This is a genomic window from Streptomyces sp. NPDC045899 (genome assembly GCF_056431485.1).
Map to the genome: position 1 here is coordinate 358035 of NZ_JBWKKP010000001.1, position 20869 is coordinate 378903.

The following is a 20869-nucleotide window of genomic DNA, read 5'->3' on the forward strand; positions in this document are numbered from 1 at the left end:
GATGGGGTTCCTCCTGCCTGAGCTTCAATGCGGGTTGGTGGGCCCGGGGCGGCCGGTGTCCTTGGCCGGGTGACGGCCACCCCGGGGCGAAGTCACAGACCCGCGCGTCGGATCGCCTGCTCGGTGGCGCGGGCCCGCTTCTCCGCCTCCTTGCGGGCAGCGCGGGCGGCGGCCCGGTCGCCCCGGGGGGCGGCTTTCTCGGCGGCCTTGGCGGCGGCGAGTGTGTTCTTGGCCTTCTCGTCCTGCTGGAGCAGGGCACGGGCTTCCCGGAGCCCGCGGTCCTCCGCGCGGTCGTCGATGCGCTCGATCCGGGCGTCGAGGCGCGGATCGACGTTGTCGGCGAGAGCCTGCTTGGCGCCGCGCAGCACCAGCCACGCGCGCTCGCTCTTCTCGGCCCGGGTGTAGGAGCGGGGAACGTCCCTCATAGGGGTGGGTGTCCTTCCTGGTCAGGATGACTTCGGCTTGCGGGTCCTGGACGGGCTAGCTGTGTCCTCGGGGGGCTGTTCCCGCGGCCACGCTGAGGATTTCGGCGTGGTCGAAGGCCAGCTCCGGCAGGCTGTCGAGCGGCCACCAGCGGGCAGTACGGGCGTCGTCCCCAGCAGCAATCGGGGTATCGGTTGGGACGACAGCGAGGTAGACGGCGGTGATGTACCTGCCGCGAGGGTCGCGGTCGGGGCGGTCGAAGACGGCGATCTGGCGCAGGTCGGCGGGGCTGACGTGCACGCCGGTTTCCTCGACCAGTTCGCGGGCCGCTGCTGCGCGGCTCGTCTCCCCTGAGTCGACATGGCCACCAGGCAGCGCCCAGGCACCCTCGTAGGGGTCCCAGCGGCGCTCGATCAGCAGGACGTGACGGTCGGGGGTGATGGCTACGACGTCGGCGGTGTACCGGATGGTCTCGAAGGTCTCGGTGTCGCTCATGTCAACTCCTGGCCTGGTCAGCGGTTGCGGATGGTGGTGTGGGAGCGGCCGAACCAGCGGTTGGCCACGTGGTGGTTGGTGATGTAGGTGTCGCCGCCCTTGCGGCGGCCGGTGGCCAGGGCCGCACCAGCCGCGACACCCCCGGCGAGGAGGACTTTGACGAGGGAATCCACCACGATCGCGGCGGCCCCGGCGGCGAAGTACGTGCCCACTCCGGCCCCGGCGGCGAACACGCCCTTGGCGGCCACCCGCTGAGCCTGCGGGTCCACCCCGGACGGGGCCGGGACGGGCCCGGGGTCGGGGGTGTGGATGGTGGGGAGATCCTCGCGGCGGACGGCCACGAAACCGCCGTGAGCACCGGGCACGTAGACCACGGGCCCGCGCTCGGCGGCCAGTTCGACAGCCCCGCTCAGCGGCTGCTGGACGGGGCTGTAGGGGGCCGGGGTGAGCGGGTCGGGGCCCGGGTCACCGGGCGGGCGATAGGGCAGGGGCGTGGTCATGCCGCCACCGCCTCATGCGCGGTGGCGAGCGACTCGGCCCGCTCGGCACGGAGCGCATCCCGCAGACCGCGCGCCTTCTCCGCAGAGGTGTGGACCTCCTTGCGGATGCGCTCGGCGGTCAGTTCGGCGTCTTTCCACTCGGCGGTTGCCTCTCGGGCCTCATCGAGCAGTTCGGCGGGGGTGCGCTTCCGTCGGACGGGCCGGGCCGACTCCGGTACCCGACCGGTCGCCCGACGCGAACGGCCCGACTCAGCCGCCACCGACGCACCGGCCGGGGCCGACCAGTCGGGGGCGGGCAGCTCGACCGGCGCCGGTGCCGGAAGGGGCATCGGGTCGGCGACCGGGGCGGGAAGCTCGTCGGCCGACTCCCCCAGGTCAGACATAGACCGATTGCTATCGATCTCTGTCGTTTTCCCCGCATTTGCGGTCAGCTCGGGTCGGTGGTGGAGCACCTTGGCGACCAGATCCGACCCGAAGTAGATCGACCCGACCGGCAGTGAGGTAGCCAGCAGCACCAGCAGCCAACCGACCTTGCCCAGGTCGGCCAGTCGACCGGGGTCGACCGAACCACCATGCAGCTCGGGGACCAGGCCGTGCACGTAGTTCAGCACCAGCGAGGCGGTGGTGTAGGCGGCCAGCACCCGCAACGCGAACTTCCGGTCCGACTCGGCTGTCAGCACCAGTCGGGCGATGAGCGCCAGGGCCATGAGCCCGTCGACAACGTACGCATATAGCGTCGCGGCGGTCGGGTCGGCACCGATGGCCATAGCCACGTCCCGCAGCGCGTTCCACGACACCCGGAACGCCATCCCGACCACGCCCACCAGAGCGAGGACGAGCAGGGTCTTGGCTTTGCGGTTCACCGCTCGACCTCCCTGCTCGGCTCCGCGCTGCGCGGGTCGCCGGCCGCGCGGTAGCCGGTCGGCGGGTTCTTGGCGAGCTGCTTGCGGAGGTAGGGGGTGATCCATCCGATGGCCCAGCCGGTGGGGTCGGAGAGAACGCCCTCGATCGCGACCACGACGTCCATGGCCCGGTTGTCGAGGACTTCGCGGAACCGGTCGGTGTCACCGACCGTGGCCGGGTCCGAGATGCGGAGCGCTTCGAGGACAGCACGCAGCAGATCAGCGACATCCTCGGGCAGCGGGCCCGGGTTGGCGTGCGTGGTCGACTCGCTCACGCCCCCACCCCCGACGTGCTCAGGTCGACCGTGCGGTTCGACAACTCCCGGCGGGCGGCCAGCACCCGACGACGGGCCCGGCGGATACGGCGCGCGTCCAGCTCCGACACCGGCCGGTCAAGCGTCATGATCTGCACGTCCAGCAACTCGACCTCAGCCGCGATGAGCGGCATCTCAAAGTCGATGGCGTCCAGCTCAGCGCCGGTCGGCTCACGGTCGGACAGGTCGGCGGTAACAACCGCCTGAAGTGCACCGATGTGATTCATGGGTCGTATTTCCTCTCAGGGTTGAACGGCCCGAACAGCGGCGCCGGTGCTGCAACACCGGCGCCGCCCCGCCGCCCGGAGTCCGGCAGGTCCGGCTCCCCTCAGCCCCGCCCGTACGACCCGCACGCGGCGGCCCGGACGGACGGAGGAGGCAACCGGCCGCAGCGCTAGCCGCTGCGATGGCAGGAAGAAGGGGGACCGGCTTGTTCGTCGGCGGAAGACGCCGCGAACCGGGGTGACGCACTGGCGCCGCCGTGCCGGTCGATCACGGCGGCGCCCATCTACTTCGTTGGCTGTGCACGGTGCCTCCTTGCGTGGAAGCGGACGTGGACAGGTCTCCTTCGAGGCGGGCCGCGCCCGTATCAGGTAGCGCGCCATGACCTCGTTGTAGGCGTATGGAGACATGACCTTTCGGTCTAAGCCCTCCGGTCAATGACAAGGCGCCGGGTCGCCTCCCCCCGTCCAATGCGGGGCTCCTGTTGGCATGGCGCAGCCACCCCGTCCCCGAGAGGTCCGGGCTGGCTTGCGGCCACATCCATAGACTGGACCGGTGGACCGGTCCAGTCAACCCACAGGAAAGCGAGTTGACGGGCGATCAGAACATCCATGCAGGTAGAGGTGTTTCCCAGGCACCAAAAAAAGCTGGACCGGCGGACCGGTCCAGCCCTCGTGATGCGTGCGACGACTACATCGGGTAGGTGTCCTCCCGCTCGTAGAGGGTGCCCGGCGTGACCCCCTCCTCGCAGACCAGCGGGCGCCCCTCCTGGTCGTGCGCCGTGTGCAGCACGACGGCCACCGCCGTCGGCTCCGACAAGTCCAGGTGCTCCGCCTCGACTTCCGTCGCCAGACGCACCGTGGTGACATCCGCCCCCTCCACAGAGAACCGGCCGGTCTGGCGGCGCACGTAGCGCGTCGTCCCCTCAGCGATCGGGGCAGTCTGGGCCAGGCGGGGCGCCCCATCGGCCACCTCCGGCGGGAACCAGGCCGTGACGTAGCTGTGGGGACTGCCGTCAGGGAGTTGCAGCACGCGAATCCGCCGGAGCGCTTCCACCTCAGCACCCAAACGCAGCGCCTCGGCCACATGCGCCGGGGGCACCGCCCAGTCCGGGGCTCCGATGCGCAGAAACGGCATGCCGCCGCTCACGCGCGCCGACCCAGCCTGACGCCCGCCCGCCGGACGCGCCACAGGCGTCTCGGTGACGACGAACCCCGTCCCCTGCTTGGCCTGCACGACGCCGTCGTTCCGCAGCACATCCATGGCTTTGATCACAGTGGCCCGTGAGACCGACCACTGCTCGGCCAGATCCCGCCCCGACGGGACGGTCTCGCCCGGCTCGAACTCTCCCGCTGCGATCCGGGACCGCAGGGATTCCGCGATTTCCTCGTACTTCAGCAGCGCCATGGCTCCCCTTGTCAGATCGGACTGGACTGGTCCACCGGTACACAGGATACTGCCCTCATGTCGAAACCAGAGGTCGCCCTAGCACCGGAGATCGAACACTTCTACTCAGAGGTCATTGACGAGGACACCCGGCTGACCATGTCGGCAGACGGGCGGCTCGAACTCCTCCGCACGCAGGAGCTCCTGCGCCGCTTCCTCCCCCCGGCACCGGCGCGCGTCCTCGACGTGGGGGGCGGGACGGGCGTCCACGCACGGTGGCTCACAGAAGACGGCTACAAGGTCGAGCTGATCGATCCCGTCGCCCGGCACGTCGAGCAGGCGGCGACGATCTGCCCCGCGACGGTGGGCGACGCGCGTGCGCTGGCTGCGGAAGACGCGAGCTACGACGTGGTACAGCTACTCGGCCCGCTCTACCACCTGCCCGACCCGGACGACCGGCGCACTGCCCTCTCAGAGGCGCAGCGTGTGGTGAAGCCCGGGGGGCTCGTCGCCGCAGCCGCGATCAACCGGTACGCGTCCCTCTTCGAGCACGTCACCTACGCGCACCTGCACACGGACCGCTTGCAGGCGGCCATCTCCAAGATTCTTAGCACCGCTGTGCACGACGGCAAAGGCTTCACCCTGGCCTACTTCCACCGCGCCGAAGAGCTCGCCGACGAACTGCGCGCGGCCGGGCTGACCGACGTGGAGGTGTTCGGGGTCGAGGGCCCAGCGTGGTCGCTCCTCAAAGCGGTCGAGCAGCAGCCCGGGGAAGGCCCCACGGACGACATGTTCGCCTCCGCACTGACAGCCGCCCGCATGGCCGAGCCGTACCCGGAACTCCTGGCCGCCAGTTCCCACCTGCTGGCGGTCGGGAAGGCGCCGATGTAATCCGCGCCGCCCATCATGACGTCTGCTCAGTCCGAGCGGTCTGGCCCCGGAGACAGGGAAGTTGTCCCAGTCTCCGGGGCCGCACTCTGGGCCGTCTGTGGGCCGTCCGAGAGTGACCAATGACGGCCAACAACGACCACTAACGACGGCATGGAAGCGGCTCGCACGCGGCCTGCCAACGGCGTTGCTGGGGGACCCAGTTCGGGCATCAGAACTGAAACCAGTTCTCGTTATAGTGGGCAATGGACGACGACGGGGGGGACGCTCATGACGGCGCGGACGACCGGACCGGTGCGGGTCACCGACCACGGCGGCGGGGTCCACAGCATCGCGGTGCCCATCCCCGACAACCCCCTCGGCCACACCCTGGTCCACCTCCTGGACACCGACCGCGGACCGGTCCTCATCGACACCGGCTGGGACGATCCGACCGCCTGGGACACCCTCACCGCAGGACTGTCCGCGTGCGGCGCCTCCGTCACCGAGCTGCACGGTGTGCTGATCACCCACCACCACCCCGACCACCACGGGCTCTCCGCCCGGGTCCGGGAGGCGTCCGGCGCCTGGATCGCCATGCATCCGGCCGACGCCACGGTGGTACGCCGCACCCGCGACGCCGAACCCGCCCGCTGGCTGGACTACCTCGCCACGAAGCTCGCCGCGGCCGGTGCCCCCGAGGACCACCTCGCCCCGCTGCGCGCCACCCGTTCCTCCGGCCGCGCCACCACCTTCCCCGGCGAGCGGGCCGCCCTGCCGGACCGCGAGATCACTCCCGGCGCCCTCCTCGACCTGCCCGGCCGCCGGCTGCGCGCCGTGTGGACCCCGGGCCACACCCCGGGCCATGTCTGTCTGCACCTGGAGGAGCGGCACCCCGCGGGCGCCCCGGGCCACGGGCGGCTGTTCTCCGGTGACCACCTGCTGCCCGGGATCAGTCCGCACATCGGTCTCTACGAGGATCCCGACGACACCACGGTCACCGACCCCCTGGGCGACTACCTCATCTCACTGAGGCGCGTCGCCGCCCTGGAACCGGCCGAGGTGCTCCCCGCCCACCAGCACCCCTTCACCGACGCCCCGGCCCGGGTGCGCGCCCTCCTCGACCACCACGAAGAGCGTCTGGCGGGTCTGCTCACCCTGCTCAGCACGCCGCGCACCCCGTGGCAGCTCGCCGAGGTCATGGAGTGGAACCGCCCCTGGGCCGAGATCCCGTACACCTCCCGCAACATCGCCGTCTCCGAGGTCGAGGCCCATCTGCGCCATCTGGTCATCCGGGGCCGCGCCGAACCCGTCCCCGGCACCGACCCGGTCGGCTACCGGGCCGTATGAGAACCGGCGGGTCCGCCCACCGGGTCAACACCCGCACTTCGGCCAGGAGTTGCCCGCCTCCGATGGGATCCGGCCAGAACATCCGGTTCCTCCTCAGATGTTGCTCAATTCCCTGTGCCCCCGGATCGAAGCCGGAAAGGCTCGTTTCCGCACCCTCGACCGCCCCGACGACAGAGGAGAACGCACATGCCCCCGGCAGCGGAAGTGCTGGCCGTGGCCGTCCTGGTCACCGAGGTCGTACTGATCGCCGTGGCCTGGTGCGCGGGGTCCCGCCGGGTGGCCGACCACGCCGCGAAGCAGGGCCCCCGGCCCCATGTGCACGACCATCCGGCCCAGGCCGGGGCGGTGATGCTGGGCATCGCCACCCTGTCCACCGCCGTCGCGGCCGCGGTCCGGCTCGGCTCCTGGGAGACGACCTGGAGCAATCTGACCGATCTGCTCCTCCTCGGCATCGTCGCCGGGGGAATGGCCGGTCACTCGGTCATGGTGCTGGCCACCCGCGGCCGGCCGGACAGCGACAAACCGTGCTGGGCGCTCGCCGTCGCCACCGTGGTCGCCACCCTCGGCGGCGCGGTCTCGCCCGCCTGGGTCGTGGCCTGAACCGTTCGCGCGCGGGCCCGCGCGCGGACGGACCGGACCGGAGATCCGGATTCCGGACAGCCCGGGGAAAGGGGGGCCGACCGGGCGGTTAAGGTATGCGGGAAAACTTCATGCGCGTCCGTTCGGGGGAAGCCGGTGGGAATCCGGCGCTGACCCGCAACCGTGACCGTGCGGCGCCGCTTCCCGCGCGCGCCGTGCCCAGCCGGAGTACCTGGCCGGACGCACCGCAGGCTCCCGCCGCCGGACCACCGGCGGCGGCACCGTCGAGGTATGCGGAGCTGAGCCCGGTGCCGACGCGTCGCGGAGTGTCCGCGCGTGGCGGACGGCCGTGCCCGGCAGCGCGTACGCCGTCGTCCCCCACCTCGCCCGTCGCGGCGACACTCACCGAGAGGCACCACAGCCATGATCGTACGCCGCAGCGTCGCGGCTCTGGCCGTCTCCGCCGCCCTGTGCGCGGCCGCCGCCCCCGCCGCGCTCGCCGATGGCAAGCCCTCCCCGAAGGCGTCCGGCGCCAAGCTGCCCGAAGGGCTGTACGGGACGGCGGACCCCAAGTTCGACGGGGTGTGGCGGCAGTCGCTCGCGCTGCTCGCGCAGGACGCGGTGGACGTCACCCCGGCGAAGTCGGCGGTGGACTGGCTGGCCGGGCAGCAGTGCGAGGACGGCGGCTTCGCCGCGTACCGGGCGGACACCAACAAGGCGTGCGACCCGAAGAAGGGTGAGTTCGGCGACGCCACCGCCGCCGCCGTACAGGCGCTGGCCGCGGTGGGCGGACGCGCCGAGGCCGTCGAGAAGGGCATCGGCTGGCTGAAGCACAACCAGAACGAGGACGGCGGCTGGGGTATGAACCCCGGCGCCCCCAGCGACGCCAACTCCACCTCCGCCGCGGTCGGCGCCTTCGCCGCCACCAGCGTGGACCCCGCCGAGGTCACCTCCGCGGAGAGCGGCAAGACCCCCTACGACGCGCTGATCGGCCTCCAGCTCGGCTGTGACGCCAAGGCCGGCGAGCGCGGGGCGTTCACGTACCAGAAGGGCAAGGGCGGCCCGGCCGTCAACGACCTGGCCACCGCGAGCGCGGCGCTGGCCGTGCGCGGCAGCGGGCTCGTCCCCGACACCGAGGGCAAGGGCAAGGGCGGTGAGCCCGAGCCCCTCGCTTGCGGTGGGGACGCCGAGGACCGCACCCCGGAGCAGGCCGCCGAGGGCGCCGCGGCGTACCTCGCGAAGGCCATGGCCGGACACGGTGGCCACCTGATGTCCTCGATGCCCGGCGCCAAGGACCAGCCGGACTTCGGTGCCACCGCCGACGCGATCGTGGCGCTCTCCGCGGGCGGCCACCGCGCCTCCGCCGCCAAGCCGCTGGCCTGGCTCCAGAGCAAGGACGGCGGGGCGGTGGCCTGGGCCAAGGGCAACCCGGGCGCGCTCGGCAAGCTGGTGCTCGCGGCCCACGCCGCCGGGGGTGACCCGCGCGACTTCAGCGGCACCGATGTGGTCCGGCAGCTCAACGCCACCGGACCGAAGCCGCAGGCCGCGTCCGGCCCGGAGGCGTCCGCGAAGAGCGAGGACGAGAAGGACGACGGCGGCAACGGCGTCTGGTGGGTCGTGGGCGTCTGCGCGGTGGCCGGTATGGGCATCGGCTTCCTGCTCAGCGGCCGGAAGAAGCAGCGGGTCTGATGCGGATACCGCCGTTCGCCGCCCCGAGCGCGGGCCGCCCGTGGGCCGCGCGGGGCGCGGCCCACGCCCTCCCGCGCGTCGTGGTGGCCGTCCTGGCAGGTCTGCTGGTGGCGCTCGGGGCGGCTCCGGCGCAGGCCGGGGCCGGGTACCGGTACTGGTCGTTCTGGGAGCGCGGGTCCGGTGCGAAGAGCTGGACGTACGCCACGCAGGGCCCGTCGGTGGCACGGCCCGGCGACGGCGAGACGATCGGCTTCCGCTTCGCCGTCAGCGAGGACTCCGCGAACGCCGTCCAGCCGCGCGGCACCGCCGGCTTCGGCACGATCTGCGCCGGCACCCCCGCCAGGGACGGCGACAAACGGGTCGCGGTGGTCATCGACTTCGGCACGGCCGCGGACGCGTCCGGCGGTGACACCCCGAAGAAGACCCGTACGCACTGCGCCCGGGTCGACGAACGGGCCACCGCCGGGGAGGCGCTGGCCGCCGTGGCGAAGCCACTGCGCTACAACTCCGCGGCGCTGCTGTGCGCCATCGCCGGATACCCCTCCTCGGGCTGCGGCGAGAAGACCGGGAAGAACGGTGCGGAGCCGGGCACCGGGGCGGTCGACGACGGCGACGGCGCGGACAAGAGTGCGGGCAGGAGTGACGACGGCGGTCCGTCGGCCGGGCTGATCGGCGGGATCGCCGCGGTCGTCGTCCTCGGGGCCGCGGCCGTCTGGCAGGCGCGACGCCGCCGCGTATGAGCACCACGCCGCCCCGCACCACGGCCGGACCGCCCGCGCGGCCGACCGCCCGGCTGCGCGCGCCCGTCGCCACCCGCGGCGGCGCGCTGCACGCGGGCGCCTGGTGGCTGTGGGCGCTGGGGCTGGCCACGGCCGCGTCCCGCACCACCAATCCGCTGCTGCTCGGACTGCTGGTCGCGGTCGCGGGCTATGTGGTCGCGGCACGCCGCAGCGACGCGCCCTGGGCCCGTTCCTACGGCGCGTTCCTCAAGCTGGGACTGCTGGTGCTGGCGATCCGGCTGTTCTTCGCGGTGTTCCTGGGCTCACCGATCCCCGGCACCCGGGTGCTCTTCACCCTCCCCGAGGTCCCGCTGCCGGAGTGGGCGCGCGGGGTACGGCTCGGTGGCCGGGTCACCGCCGAGGGGCTGGTGTTCGCCCTGTACGACGGCCTCAAACTGGCCACCCTGCTGATCTGCGTCGGCGCGGCGAACGCCCTGGCCAGTCCGGCCCGGCTGCTGAAGTCCCTGCCCGGCGCGCTCTACGAGGCCGGGGTGGCGATCGTGGTGGCGATGACCTTCGCGCCCCAACTCGTCTCCGACGTCCAGCGGCTGCGCGCTGCCCGCCGGCTGCGCGGCCGCCCCGACCGGGGGTTCCGCGCCCTGCTCCAGGTCGGGCTCCCGGTCCTGGAGGGCGCGCTGGAACGGTCGGTGGCCCTGGCGGCGGCGATGGACGCGCGCGGCTACGGCCGCACCGCGCAGGTCCCTCCGGCCGTGCGCCGGGTCACCACGGCACTGACCCTGGGCGGACTGCTCGGGGTGTGCTGCGGGACCTACGGACTGCTGACGGCCGAAGGCGGGGGCTACGGACTGCCGTTGCTGCTCGCCGGAGTGGCCGCGGCGCTCGGCGGACTGTGGCTGGGCGGCCGCCGCTCGGTGCGCACCCGCTACCGGCCGGACCGCTGGGGCGTACGGGCGTGGCTGGTGTCCGGCTCGGGCGCGGCGGTGGCGGCGGTGATGGTCTGGGCCGCCTCGTACGCGCCGCAGGCGCTGCAACCGCCGGCCGTCCCGCTCACCGCACCGACCCTGCCGCTGTGGCCCGCGGCGGGGGTGCTGCTCGGGCTGCTCCCCGCGTTCGCCGCCCCGGCACCCCCGCGCCCCGCACCGCGACCGGCCCCCGGTGACCAGGTGGCGCGGGCAGGGGGACCGCGGGGTGCGGTACCCGGGCAGCGCCCCGGCGGACGATCCGGCACAGACTGCGAGGAGGCCACCCAGTGATCCGCTTCGAGCAGGTGTCCGTCGCTTACGAGGGCGCGGCCCGGCCCGCCCTGAGCGGGGTGGACCTGACCGTTCCCGAGGGGGAGCTGTGTCTGCTGGTCGGCCCCTCCGGATCGGGCAAGTCCACACTGCTGGGCGCCGTCTCCGGTCTGGTGCCGCACTTCACCGGTGGCACCCTGCGCGGCCGGGTGACCGTCGCGGGCCGGGACACCCGTACCCACAAGCCGCGCGAACTGGCCGATGTGGTGGGCACGGTGGGACAGGATCCGATGGCCCACTTCGTGACCGACACCGTCGAGGACGAACTCGCCTACGGCATGGAGTCGCTGGGCGTCCCGCCGGACACCATGCGGCGCCGGGTCGAGGAGACGCTCGACCTGCTGGGCCTCGCCGAGCTGCGCGACCGTCCCATCGCCTCCCTCTCCGGCGGCCAGCGGCAGCGCGTGGCCATTGGTTCGGTGCTCACCACCCACCCCCGGGTGCTGGTCCTGGACGAGCCCACCTCGGCGCTGGACCCGGCCGCCGCCGAGGAGGTGCTGGCCGTACTGCAACGGTTGGTGCACGACCTCGGCACCACCGTGCTGATGGCGGAACACCGCCTGGAGCGGGTGGTGCAGTACGCGGACCAGGTGATCCTGCTGCCCTCCGCCGGTACCGCCCCGCTGGTCGGCGAACCGGCCGAGATCATGCCGGTCTCCCCCGTCCAGCCGCCGGTGGTGGCCCTCGGCGGGCTCGCCGGATGGTCACCGGTGCCACTGTCGGTGCGCGACGCGCGCCGCAAGGCCGGGCCGCTGCGGGAGCGGCTGGCGGACGCCGCGCCGCGCGCGGTGGCCCGGCCCGCGCCGGGCGCGCCGGTGGCCGAGGTGTCCCGGCTGGTGGTGCGCCACGGACGGGTCGAGGCGCTGCGCGGCGCCGGTCTGGTGGTGCGGCCCGGTGAGACGGTGGCGCTGATGGGCCGCAACGGCGCGGGCAAGTCCACCCTGCTGGCGAGTCTGGTCGGGATGCACCAGCCCGCCTCCGGATCCGTCCGGGTGGGCGGCGCCACGGGGGACGACGGGGTGGTCCCGCACCGCACCCGGCCCGCCGAACTCCTGCGCCACGTCGGCCTCGTACCGCAGGAACCCCGCGATCTGCTCTACGCCGACACGGTCGCCGCCGAATGCGCGGCGGCCGACCGGGACGCGGACGCGGCCCCGGGCACCTGCCGCGCGCTGGTCGCCCGGCTGCTGCCGGACGTGGCGGACACCACCCATCCCCGCGATCTGTCGGAGGGCCAGCGGCTGGCGCTCGCCCTGTCGGTCGTCCTGACCGCGCGGCCCCCGCTGCTCCTGCTCGACGAGCCGACCCGCGGCCTGGACTACGCGGCCAAGGCGCGGCTGGTGGAGGTGGTGCGGGAGCTGACCGCGGACGGCCATGCCACCGTGCTGGCCACGCACGACGTGGAACTCGCGGCCGAACTCGCCCACCGCGTGGTGATCCTGGCCGAGGGCGAGGTGGTGGCGGACGGGCCGATGGCCGAGGTCGTCGTCTCCTCCCCCGCGTTCGCACCGCAGGTGGCGAAGGTCCTGGCACCGCTGCCGTGGCTGACCGTGCCACAGGTGCGCGAGGCGCTGGAGACGGCGCCGTGAGCGCGCCCGGCACCGCCGGAACGGGGACGGACACGGGGACGGCGGCGGTGGACCGGCGGGTGCGGCCGGTCCGGCTGGGGCCACGCTCGGTGGCCGCGCTGGCACTGGTCTCCGCGGTCGGCGTGGCGGCCTTCGGCTGGCCGCTGTTCGCACCGGGCGACTCCGGGGTCACCACCCATGCCGCGGACGCGCCCTGGCTCTTCGCCGCGCTGCTGCCACTGCTGATCGCCGTGGTGGTGGCGACCATCGCCGACACCGGTCTGGACGCGAAGGCCATCGCGATGATCGGAGTGCTGGCGGCGGCCGGTGCGGCCCTGCGCCCGCTGGGCGCGGGCACGGCCGGCATCGAGCCGATGTTCTTCCTGATGGTGCTGTCCGGACGGGTCCTGGGGCCCGGGTTCGGCTTTGTGCTGGGCTCGGTGTCGATGTTCGCGTCCGCGCTGCTCACCGGCGGGGTGGGGCCGTGGATGCCGTTCCAGATGCTGGCGATGGGCTGGGTCTCGATGGGTGCGGGACTTCTCCCCGGCCCCTCCCGGCTGCGCGGCCGCGCCGAACTGGCGCTGCTCGCGGTGTACGGGGCGGTGGCGTCGGTGCTCTACGGCACGGTGATGAACCTCCAGGGCTGGACGCTGATGCAGGGCATGGCCACCGGGATCAGCTATGTGCCGGGCGACCCGGTCGGCGAGAACCTGGCCCGGTTCGTGGCCTACTGCCTGGCCACCTCACTGGGCTGGGACCTGCCGCGCGCGGTGGTGACGGTGCTGCTGACCCTCGCCCTCGGCGGCACCGTCCTCAAGCCCCTGCGCCGCGCCACCCGCCGGGCGGCCTTCGACGCGACGGCGGTGTTCGAGGAACGCTGACGGCGGCCGGGCCCGTTTCACAGCCGCTGGATGATGGTCCCCGTCGCGAGTCCGCCGCCCGCGCACATCGTGATGAGCGCGAACTCCCGGTCGGCGCGCTCCAGCTCGTGCAGCGCGGTGGTGATCAGACGGGCTCCGGTGGCACCCACCGGATGACCCAGCGCGATCGCGCCACCGTTGACGTTCACCTTCTCCAGGTCCTGTTCGAAGACCTGCGCCCAGGACAGCACCACGGAGGCGAACGCCTCGTTGATCTCCACCACGTCGATGTCCTTGAGCGACATCCCCGCCTTGCCCAGCACCGCACGGGTGGCGTCGATCGGACCGTCGAGGTGGAAGTGCGGATCGGCGCCGACCAGCGCCTGGGCCACGATCCGGGCGCGCGGCCTCAGCTTGAGGGCGCGGGCCATCCGCTTGGAGGCCCACATCACCGCACACGCGCCGTCGGAGATCTGCGAGGAGTTGCCCGCGGTGTGCACGGCGGTCGGCATGATGGGCTTCAGCCGGGACAGCGCCTCCATGCTGGTGTCGCGCAGCCCCTCGTCCCGGTCGACCAGCCGCCACATGCCCTGTCCGGCCGCCTGCTCCTCCTCGGTGGTGGGCACCTGGACGGCGAAGGTCTCGTGTTTGAAGCGCTCCTCGGCCCACGCCTGCCCCGCCCGCTCCTGGGAGAGCAGTCCGAGCGCGTCCACCCGCTCCCGGGTCAGCCCGCGGTGGCGGGCGATCCGCTCCGCCGCCTCGAACTGGTTGGGCAGGTCCACGTTCCACTCGTCCGGGAACGGTTTGCCCGGACCGTGCTTGGAGCCGCTGCCCAGCGGCACCCGGGACATGGCCTCGACACCGCAGCCGATGCCGATGTCGATGACCCCGGTGGCGACCATGTTGGCCACCATGTGGTTCGCTTGCTGGGAGGAGCCGCACTGACAGTCCACCGTGGTCGCCGCGGTCTCGTACGGCAGGCCCATCGCCAGCCAGGCGGTGCGGGCGGGGTTCATCGACTGCTCCCCCGCGTGCGTCACCGTGCCGCCGACGATCTGCTCGACGCAGTCGGGCTGGATGCCGGTGCGGGCGAGGAGTTCGCGGTAGGTCTCGCCGAGCAGATAGGCGGGGTGGAGATTGGCGAGCGCGCCACCGCGCTTGCCGATGGGCGTGCGTACGGCTTCGACGATGACGGGTTCCGCGGCCATGTCTCGTCCTCTCCTCATCCACGCCGCAACTAGTACGTGTTCTAGTTGTGCCCTCAGTCTGCTGACGCCCGCCCCGGCGGCGCAAGGGTTGTGCAGAGCCCGAGTCGGGCCGTTCAGGGCAACAATGGCCGCCATATCTCTTGCCACTTGTAGAACCCGTTACTACGTTGCGGACACTTCTGATGAGCCGTCAGATCCGTGATCGGGTCTGGAACCTGGAGTGGCCGATGTCGTGTCCCGCGCTCCCCGAGGGCTTCGATCTCACCGACCCCGACCTCCACCAGCACCGGGTACCGCTCCCGGAGCTCGCCCTGCTGCGCCGCACCGCCCCGGTCTGGTGGGTCGCCCAGCCGCACGGTATCGCCGGTTTCCAGGACGACGGGTACTGGGCGGTCACCCGGCACGTGGATGTGAAGGAGGTGTCCACCCGGCCCGAGATCTTCTCCTCGCACCGGAACACCGCCATCATCCGTTTCAACGAGAGCATCCAGCGCGAGCAGATCGACGTCCAGAAGCTGATCATGCTCAATATGGATCCGCCCGAGCACACCCGGGTCCGCCAGATCGTGCAGCGCGGTTTCACCCCCCGCGCCATCCGTGCGCTGGAGGGGGCCCTGCACGACCGCGCCGTCCGTATCGTGGCGGAGGCGAGGACCCGCGGCACCGGGGACTTCGTCACCGACATCGCCTGCGAACTGCCGCTCCAGGCCATCGCCGAACTGATCGGCGTCCCCCAGCGGGACCGCTCCAAGATCTTCGACTGGTCCAACAAGATGGTGGCGTACGACGATCCGGAACTCGCCATCACCGAGGAGATCGGCGCCGAGTCGGCCATGGAGCTGATCTCCTACGCGATGAACCTGGCCGTGGACCGCAAGGAGTGTCCGGCCCAGGACATCGTCAGCAGGCTGGTGGCCGCCGAGGACGAGGGCAACCTCCAGTCCGATGAGTTCGGCTTCTTCGTACTGCTGCTGGCCGTGGCCGGGAACGAGACGACCCGCAACGCCATCAGCCACGGGATGCACGCCTTCCTCACCCACCCCGACCAGTGGGAACTCTTCAAACGCGAACGCCCGGCCAGCGCCGCGGACGAGATCGTCCGCTGGGCCACCCCCGTGATGTCCTTCCAGCGCACCGCCACCCGGGACACCGAACTGGGCGGTCAGCGGATCCGCGCGGGCCAGCGGGTCGGGGTGTTCTACTCCTCCGCCAACAACGACCCGGAGGTCTTCGACCGACCCGAGGTCTTCGACATCACCCGTGACCCCAACCCCCATCTCGGCTTCGGCGGCGGCGGACCGCACTTCTGCCTCGGCAAGAGCCTCGCGGAGCTGGAGATCCGGCTGATCTTCAACGCCATCGCGGACGCCGTCCCGGACATCCGGCTCACCGGCGCCCCCCGGCGGCTGCGTTCGGCCTGGCTCAACGGCATCAAGGAGCTGCGGGTCGCGTACGCCTAGGCCCTGTCCTGTCGGTCTTCGTGGATCAGGCCGCGGCGTCTGGTGCCGGGCATCGCAAGGCGGAGGGTCGTCCTCGTACTGGGCGTACTCGGATGATCCCGACAACGCGGCGAGGCGCGGTGCCAGGCGTCGCGGGCCCACGAAGACCGGCAGGACAGGGCCTGGCCCCACCGCCCGGAGGGCGATGGGGCCAGGGCTCGGGACTTCAGGGAATCCTGAGCCTGCGGGTCACTTCGGGAGGGCGAACTTCTGGCCGGCCTGTCCGTTGCACGGGGAGATCGTCAGCTTGGTGCCGTCCGTCAGTGCCGCGTTGCGAGTACTGAGGCACTTTTCGGATGCGCTGTTGCGAATCCCCCCGTTGTACGGCTGCCACCTCTGCGCGGCTTTTCCGTTGCATGCGGTGAGGACGACGGGCGTTCCGTTGGCAGTGCTCTCTCCCTTGAGGCCCATGCACTTGCCGTAGGCGACCACAAGTCCGTTGCTCTGCTTGGTCCACACCTGGTTCGGCTGATTCGCGCCGCACCCATAGATCTGCAGTTCGGTGCCGTTGGCCGTGTTCCCGCCCGTCACATCGACGCATTTCGCCTTGCCCGCGAGAGGGATCTGCCCCTTCGGGAAGCCGCCACAGGCGGCGGGCGGAACCCAGCTCGAGCCACCCGACCAGTTCGAAGCCGCCACGCCGTCGCGCGCTGCCCCCACTGTCGTCGTGATGGTGCCGTCGAAAGACCATTCCGCGAAGGTGCCCGGGGCGAACCGATACGTGCCCTTCAACTCCTCCTTGGTCGGGCGTTCCACCAGCCACACGTACTGATACGGCCCCCTGGTCGTCACATCCCCTTCTTTGGAGAACGTGAATGTGTGTCCTGAAGTTTCAGAGAAGCTTTCGTCCCAGCTCTGGCCGAACTTGCTCTCGATCTCAGCCGAGAACGGGCCGGCACCGACGCTGAGCTTGGCGCTGAGCGACTCCTCCTTCCGCACGGAGTGCCCCACCGTCTTCGAATTCTGGGCCAGTTCTGATTCCACGTATTTCGCAAGCGAACCCGAATCCTTGTAAAGGTCGAGCGTCTTGCAGATCGGAGATTCCTGGCTTATGGTTCCGCCGCCGGGTGCGGCCTTCCAAGAGCAGTACGTCTTGTCGGTTGCGCATCTGGAGAAGCCGTACACCGCGGCGAGCTGCTTGTAGCGGGAATCGTTGTACTGCGATTCCACGCCGCCCGCGAAGTAGGAATTGTCCAGGACGGACCACTGGCGGTCCGTGTCCCCGTTGCACCGCGTGAGACCGATGATCGGGTTGCTCCACTGACTGGCGTGGGACGTCAGGCAGCTGGCTCCGTCGTCCGCCAGATTCCGGATCAGGAAGCGGCCTTGAGAAGTCGGCTGAAAGTAGAACTTCTGCGAGTCGACATCTTCACACGTCCTCAGCATGATGAGGTGGTCGAGACCGACCGGTACGGCCTGAGGGCCTCCGTCCCCGCTTCCGAGGCACATCCCGTTGTTCAGGTTGGTCCTGATCTGAAAGGAACCGTCGTCGAACCTACGAAGGTTGAAAAGCTGGTTGGCGCCGCTACTCCTCTTCCATGCCCATAGATTGGTCCATTCGCCCGTCTGACTGTTGTCGACATCGAGCACCATGCCGTCGTCGGTCCTGTTGCTCACCAGGTGCAGGCATGCCTCGGGCTTTGTACAGTCGGCGGCGTGCGCCTTCTGCGTCATCCCCGGGGCCAGGGCCAACCCGGCAACGGACGCAAGAAATGCCAGAACCATGAGGATCGTGCGCACAGGTCTCTGTGGTGTTGCGTTCACAGCCTTCTCCTTGCTGAGGGAGGAGATCAGGTGTCAGCAGGGGGCCGTGGCCTCGTTCTCTCCAGGCCGCACTGTCTCCCCCTCTCCGCATCTCTGCTGACACGTCAGGACTGTGAGCCATGGCAGCGCCCCTCGCTAAGAGTGGAACTACCTGCCCGGGTACCTGTCGAGAAGAGACTGTGGGGTTGCGGCATCGGCGCCCGTTCGGCGAAGAGTCACCCAGCGGGCGACGACGGCCTCGCCTGGTGCGAGGCCGTCGTCAACAGCGTTCAGCGGCGACTCATTTGAAGGGGACGTTCACACAGGCCAGCCGGTCCCCGGCCATCCCCGCCTTCCCCTGGTGGGTGCTGGTGGCATGCTCGTGGATCACCACGGAACGCGCCTCACCTGACCTGAAGTGCCACTTCACCCACGACTTGGACCAGCCCTTGCCGGCCCTGTTGGTGGTGAGGTCCAGCCACACCTCGTTGCGCGGGTTGGCGTACGTGGGGTTGGTCGAGGGCTGCTTCGGGTCCTGCTTGTTCTGGTAGTGCGGCCCCGAGGAGTCGGGCTTGGTGCCACACGGCTTCGTATGGACATGGATCCCGAAGTGGTGGTCGGGCGCGAGACCGCGCAGACTGATGAACACGAACGTGCCGTGGTGCATCATGCGGTGACCGTTCTGGTGGCCGTCCGCACCCTCGTGGTACTTCATGCCCTCGCCGCCCACCCGCGCCTCCGCGATGAACACGCTCGCGGACGTCGGCACCGCCGACTTGTCGTAGGTCACCGCACCGGCGTTCTTCGCCTGTGCGGCGGGCTGGAACTTGTCGTGGACGAAGACAAAGGGGTGTGGTGGCGCGGCGACCGCGGGTGTGGCGATGGTTATGGAGGCGCCTATGGCGACCGCCGCGGTCACAGCCTTCACCAGCAACATCCTTGATCCCTCCTCGGTCGGGATCCCCGATTCCCGTTTCGATTCCCAGGTCCCCCTCCCACCTGCTTGCGCGCCTTTCCGCCCCTTTTCACCACGCTAGACCCGCTGGTCATGCCGCTCAACGCGAGGACTACCCCCCTTTGGGGGTTCGTCCGCGGCGGACTGGGGCTCCTCGACGCTCCTGGCATCGTCGTGCCGTCCGCTGCGCTGTCTCACCAGACCCGGTACCAGCCCACGGGCCCGGGTGACCGCGGCGCCCATCGTCGCCGACAGCGGTGGCGCCTCCTCATGCGGGTGCTTGCCCACCCCGAGCAGCAGGTACTGGAGGCCGAACCCGGCCGACACCACGGCGGCGCCACCGACCGCGTCCAGGACGTAGTGGTTCGCGGTGCCGACGATCACGGCCGTGGTCAGCAGCGGATACAGCGCGCCGAGCGCCTTCGCCCAGAGGCGGGGCGCCACGATCGCGATCACCACACCGCACCACAGCGACCACCCCACGTGCAGCGAGGGCATCGCGGCGTACTGGTTGGACAGTTTGGTCAGGGCACCGAAGTCCGGGTGCGCCAAGTCCTGTGGACCGTGTGCGGTGTCCACGTAGCCCAGCCCCATCAGCCGTGGCGGGGCCAGCGGGTAGAGCCAGAAGCCCGCCAGTGCCAGCACGGTGGCGAACGCCAGCGGGGTGCGGGCCCACCGGTAGGCGGCCGGGCGGCACAGATACAGCCAGCCCAGGAGCGACAGCGGGACGAGGAAGTGGAAGGTGGTGTAGTACCAGTTTATTCCGTGCCGCAGCCACGCGGTGTCGGCCACCAACGCGTTGAACCCGTACTCGAAGTCGAGGTGCAGCAGGCGCTCGACCACGAGCACCTGGTGTCCGTGCCCCTCGGCCGGGCCGCGTTCATCGGGGGCGTGGCCGCGGATCCACGAGTACACGAAGTAGCCGATGCGGATCAGCACCAGTTCGAGCACCAGGTTGGGGCGGCACAGCGGCCGCCGCGGCAGGCTCAGCAGCGGCACCCAGGAGTACCGGCCCTTGGCCGGCCGCGCCGCCGGAGTCGGGACCGGATCGTGCCACAGCGGCGAGGAGCGGAAGAGGAACGGCACCCCGCAGGCGGCGGCGAGCGCGGCCAACAGCGGTGCGTTGTCACCGATATGGCCGAGGAGCTCGATGTCCGGCAGCAGCGCGGTACGGCTGAGCGACATCGCCAGCACCACCAGCACCGGCCAGACCAGCCGGTCCGCGGCGCGCCTGCCGACCCGGCCGACCACGGCGAGCAGGATCCACAGTTGCTGGTGCTGCCAGGAGGCTGGCGAGACCGCCAGCGCCACACAGCCAGTGATCGCGGTGGCCAGCAGCAACTGCCCGTCCCGCGCGTAGCGCACCGCGCGCCGCAGACCGACCACCGCGACCGTCACGGCCAAGGGCGCGAGCAGCGCCAGTTCGGCCGGGCCCGCCACACCGGCGCGCAGCAGCAGTCCGTGCAAGGACTGATTGCCCACGCTGTCGGCGGACGCACCGAGTCCGGCACCGCCGATGTGGTGCGCCCAGTACGTCCAGGAGTCGTGCGGCATCACCGCCGCGGCCAGCGCGGTGCAGACGGCGAACGTCGTCCCGGCGAGCACGGCCGGCCGGTGCCGTCCGACCAGCCAGGCCAGGACGGCGAACAGCAGCAGCGCGGGCTGGAGCGCCGCGGCCACGCCGATGAGCACCCCCGCCTGCCGTCCCGAGGTGCTGGGCAGCACGGTGAGTACGACCAGCAGCACCGGGATGATGCTGGTCTGGCCGAGGGTGAAGGTGTTGCGCACCGGGAGCGAGAGCACCAGCAGGCAGATGCCGCACGGCGCGGCCAGCAGCGAGGTGCGCCGGGAGACCGGACCGGGCAGGGCGCGGGCGGCGACGAGGCCGAGGACGACGACGAGCAGCAGGGTGCCGAAGGTCCAGGCGACCCCGAGGCTCTGCTCGGCGGCGCGGGTCAGCGGTTTGAGCACCAGCCCGGCGAACGGGGTGCCGGTGAACGCGTCGCCCGCGTAGAGCGAACCACTCAAATGAAGGACGCCGCGGTCGCCGATCCAGGTCTCCAGGTCGGTCAGCCGCTGGTCCGGTGGCCGCCGCAGCACCGCCGCGGCCTGGCGGACGGCAAGCAGTCCGGCCAGCAGCCACAGGGCACCCAGCGCCATGCCGGTCCGGGCCGTCCGCGCCCCCGTGGCGCCGGGCCCAGGCCCGGTCCCCGGGGTGGTGACCGGTCCACTCCGCTCCGCATTCGCCACGCTCCGCTGTCCCCCAGTCGCTTTGTG

20 protein-coding genes are annotated in these 20869 nt (G+C 71.4%); 9 read left to right on the top strand and 11 right to left on the bottom strand.

The window, feature by feature from the left end; translation table 11 throughout:
• Positions 1 to 92: 92 nt before the first annotated feature.
• The 7 genes from AC07FT_RS01590 to AC07FT_RS01620 form a co-directional block, all read right to left on the bottom strand.
• Positions 93 to 425: a hypothetical protein gene (locus AC07FT_RS01590; RefSeq protein WP_479173078.1), complete on the bottom strand. Its 333-nt coding sequence runs from the start codon at positions 423 to 425 to the stop codon at positions 93 to 95.
• Positions 426 to 480: 55 nt separating this feature from the next.
• Positions 481 to 918 (bottom strand): NUDIX domain-containing protein, encoded by a 438-nt coding sequence (locus AC07FT_RS01595; RefSeq protein WP_479173080.1) that lies wholly within the window; start codon positions 916 to 918, stop codon positions 481 to 483.
• Positions 919 to 935: 17 nt separating this feature from the next.
• The gene (locus AC07FT_RS01600) at positions 936 to 1418 is read right to left on the bottom strand and encodes a hypothetical protein (protein WP_479173082.1); all 483 of its coding nucleotides are present in this window, start codon (positions 1416 to 1418) and stop codon (positions 936 to 938) included.
• Positions 1415 to 2281 (bottom strand): DUF2637 domain-containing protein, encoded by an 867-nt coding sequence (locus tag AC07FT_RS01605; protein ID WP_479173084.1) that lies wholly within the window; start codon positions 2279 to 2281, stop codon positions 1415 to 1417. Before AC07FT_RS01605 ends, AC07FT_RS01600 begins: the two co-directional genes overlap by 4 nt.
• Positions 2278 to 2595, bottom strand: a complete 318-nt coding sequence (locus AC07FT_RS01610) for a hypothetical protein (RefSeq protein ID WP_479173086.1) — start codon at positions 2593 to 2595, stop codon at positions 2278 to 2280. The genes AC07FT_RS01605 and AC07FT_RS01610 overlap by 4 nt, the downstream gene beginning before the upstream one ends.
• Positions 2592 to 2861 carry a DUF6284 family protein gene (locus tag AC07FT_RS01615; RefSeq protein ID WP_479173088.1) on the bottom strand — a complete coding sequence of 90 codons (270 nt, stop codon included), beginning with the start codon at positions 2859 to 2861 and terminating at the stop codon, positions 2592 to 2594. Before AC07FT_RS01615 ends, AC07FT_RS01610 begins: the two co-directional genes overlap by 4 nt.
• A gap of 685 nt (positions 2862 to 3546) precedes the next feature.
• Positions 3547 to 4263, bottom strand: coding sequence for a GntR family transcriptional regulator (locus tag AC07FT_RS01620; protein ID WP_479173090.1), 717 nt, complete (start codon positions 4261 to 4263; stop codon positions 3547 to 3549).
• 57 nt (positions 4264 to 4320) lie between these two features.
• On the opposite strand from AC07FT_RS01620, the gene AC07FT_RS01625 reads away from it, so the two are divergent.
• The 8 genes from AC07FT_RS01625 (at position 4321) to AC07FT_RS01660 (ending at position 13208) form a co-directional block, all read left to right on the top strand.
• Positions 4321 to 5133 (top strand): class I SAM-dependent methyltransferase, encoded by an 813-nt coding sequence (locus AC07FT_RS01625; protein WP_479173091.1) that lies wholly within the window; start codon positions 4321 to 4323, stop codon positions 5131 to 5133.
• A 267-nt stretch (positions 5134 to 5400) separates the two neighbouring features.
• Positions 5401 to 6459 (top strand): MBL fold metallo-hydrolase, encoded by a 1059-nt coding sequence (locus AC07FT_RS01630; RefSeq protein WP_479173093.1) that lies wholly within the window; start codon positions 5401 to 5403, stop codon positions 6457 to 6459.
• 186 nt (positions 6460 to 6645) lie between these two features.
• Positions 6646 to 7059 carry a hypothetical protein gene (locus AC07FT_RS01635; RefSeq protein ID WP_479173095.1) on the top strand — a complete coding sequence of 138 codons (414 nt, stop codon included), beginning with the start codon at positions 6646 to 6648 and terminating at the stop codon, positions 7057 to 7059.
• Between the two features lie 402 nt (positions 7060 to 7461).
• Entirely contained in the window at positions 7462 to 8727 is a 1266-nt protein-coding gene (locus AC07FT_RS01640) for a prenyltransferase/squalene oxidase repeat-containing protein (RefSeq protein ID WP_479173097.1), read from the top strand.
• Positions 8727 to 9467: an SCO2322 family protein gene (locus AC07FT_RS01645; RefSeq protein WP_479173099.1), complete on the top strand. Its 741-nt coding sequence runs from the start codon at positions 8727 to 8729 to the stop codon at positions 9465 to 9467. The genes AC07FT_RS01640 and AC07FT_RS01645 overlap by 1 nt, the downstream gene beginning before the upstream one ends.
• Positions 9464 to 10720, top strand: a complete 1257-nt coding sequence (locus AC07FT_RS01650) for an energy-coupling factor transporter transmembrane component T (RefSeq protein WP_479173101.1) — start codon at positions 9464 to 9466, stop codon at positions 10718 to 10720. Before AC07FT_RS01645 ends, AC07FT_RS01650 begins: the two co-directional genes overlap by 4 nt.
• Complete coding sequence (locus tag AC07FT_RS01655; RefSeq protein WP_479173103.1) at positions 10717 to 12348, top strand: ABC transporter ATP-binding protein; 1632 nt, start codon at positions 10717 to 10719, stop codon at positions 12346 to 12348. The genes AC07FT_RS01650 and AC07FT_RS01655 overlap by 4 nt, the downstream gene beginning before the upstream one ends.
• Positions 12345 to 13208, top strand: coding sequence for an ECF transporter S component (locus AC07FT_RS01660; protein ID WP_479173105.1), 864 nt, complete (start codon positions 12345 to 12347; stop codon positions 13206 to 13208). Before AC07FT_RS01655 ends, AC07FT_RS01660 begins: the two co-directional genes overlap by 4 nt.
• Before the next feature lie 17 nt (positions 13209 to 13225).
• Here the strand turns inward: AC07FT_RS01660 and AC07FT_RS01665 are convergent, their stop codons facing one another.
• A complete protein-coding gene (locus AC07FT_RS01665; protein ID WP_471195135.1) occupies positions 13226 to 14395 on the bottom strand; it encodes a steroid 3-ketoacyl-CoA thiolase in 1170 nt (389 codons plus the stop codon).
• Between the two features lie 227 nt (positions 14396 to 14622).
• Between AC07FT_RS01665 and AC07FT_RS01670 the strand changes: the two genes are divergently transcribed.
• Positions 14623 to 15855: a cytochrome P450 gene (locus AC07FT_RS01670; RefSeq protein WP_479173371.1), complete on the top strand. Its 1233-nt coding sequence runs from the start codon at positions 14623 to 14625 to the stop codon at positions 15853 to 15855.
• Positions 15856 to 16083: 228 nt separating this feature from the next.
• On the opposite strand, the gene AC07FT_RS01675 is transcribed toward AC07FT_RS01670, so the two are convergent.
• The 3 genes from AC07FT_RS01675 to AC07FT_RS01685 form a co-directional block, all read right to left on the bottom strand.
• Positions 16084 to 17658 (bottom strand): RICIN domain-containing protein, encoded by a 1575-nt coding sequence (locus AC07FT_RS01675; protein ID WP_479173107.1) that lies wholly within the window; start codon positions 17656 to 17658, stop codon positions 16084 to 16086.
• A gap of 280 nt (positions 17659 to 17938) precedes the next feature.
• Entirely contained in the window at positions 17939 to 18574 is a 636-nt protein-coding gene (locus tag AC07FT_RS01680; protein WP_479173108.1) for a superoxide dismutase family protein, read from the bottom strand.
• A 96-nt stretch (positions 18575 to 18670) separates the two neighbouring features.
• The gene (locus AC07FT_RS01685; RefSeq protein WP_479173110.1) at positions 18671 to 20752 is read right to left on the bottom strand and encodes a bifunctional glycosyltransferase 87/phosphatase PAP2 family protein; all 2082 of its coding nucleotides are present in this window, start codon (positions 20750 to 20752) and stop codon (positions 18671 to 18673) included.
• Positions 20753 to 20869 lie beyond the last annotated feature (117 nt).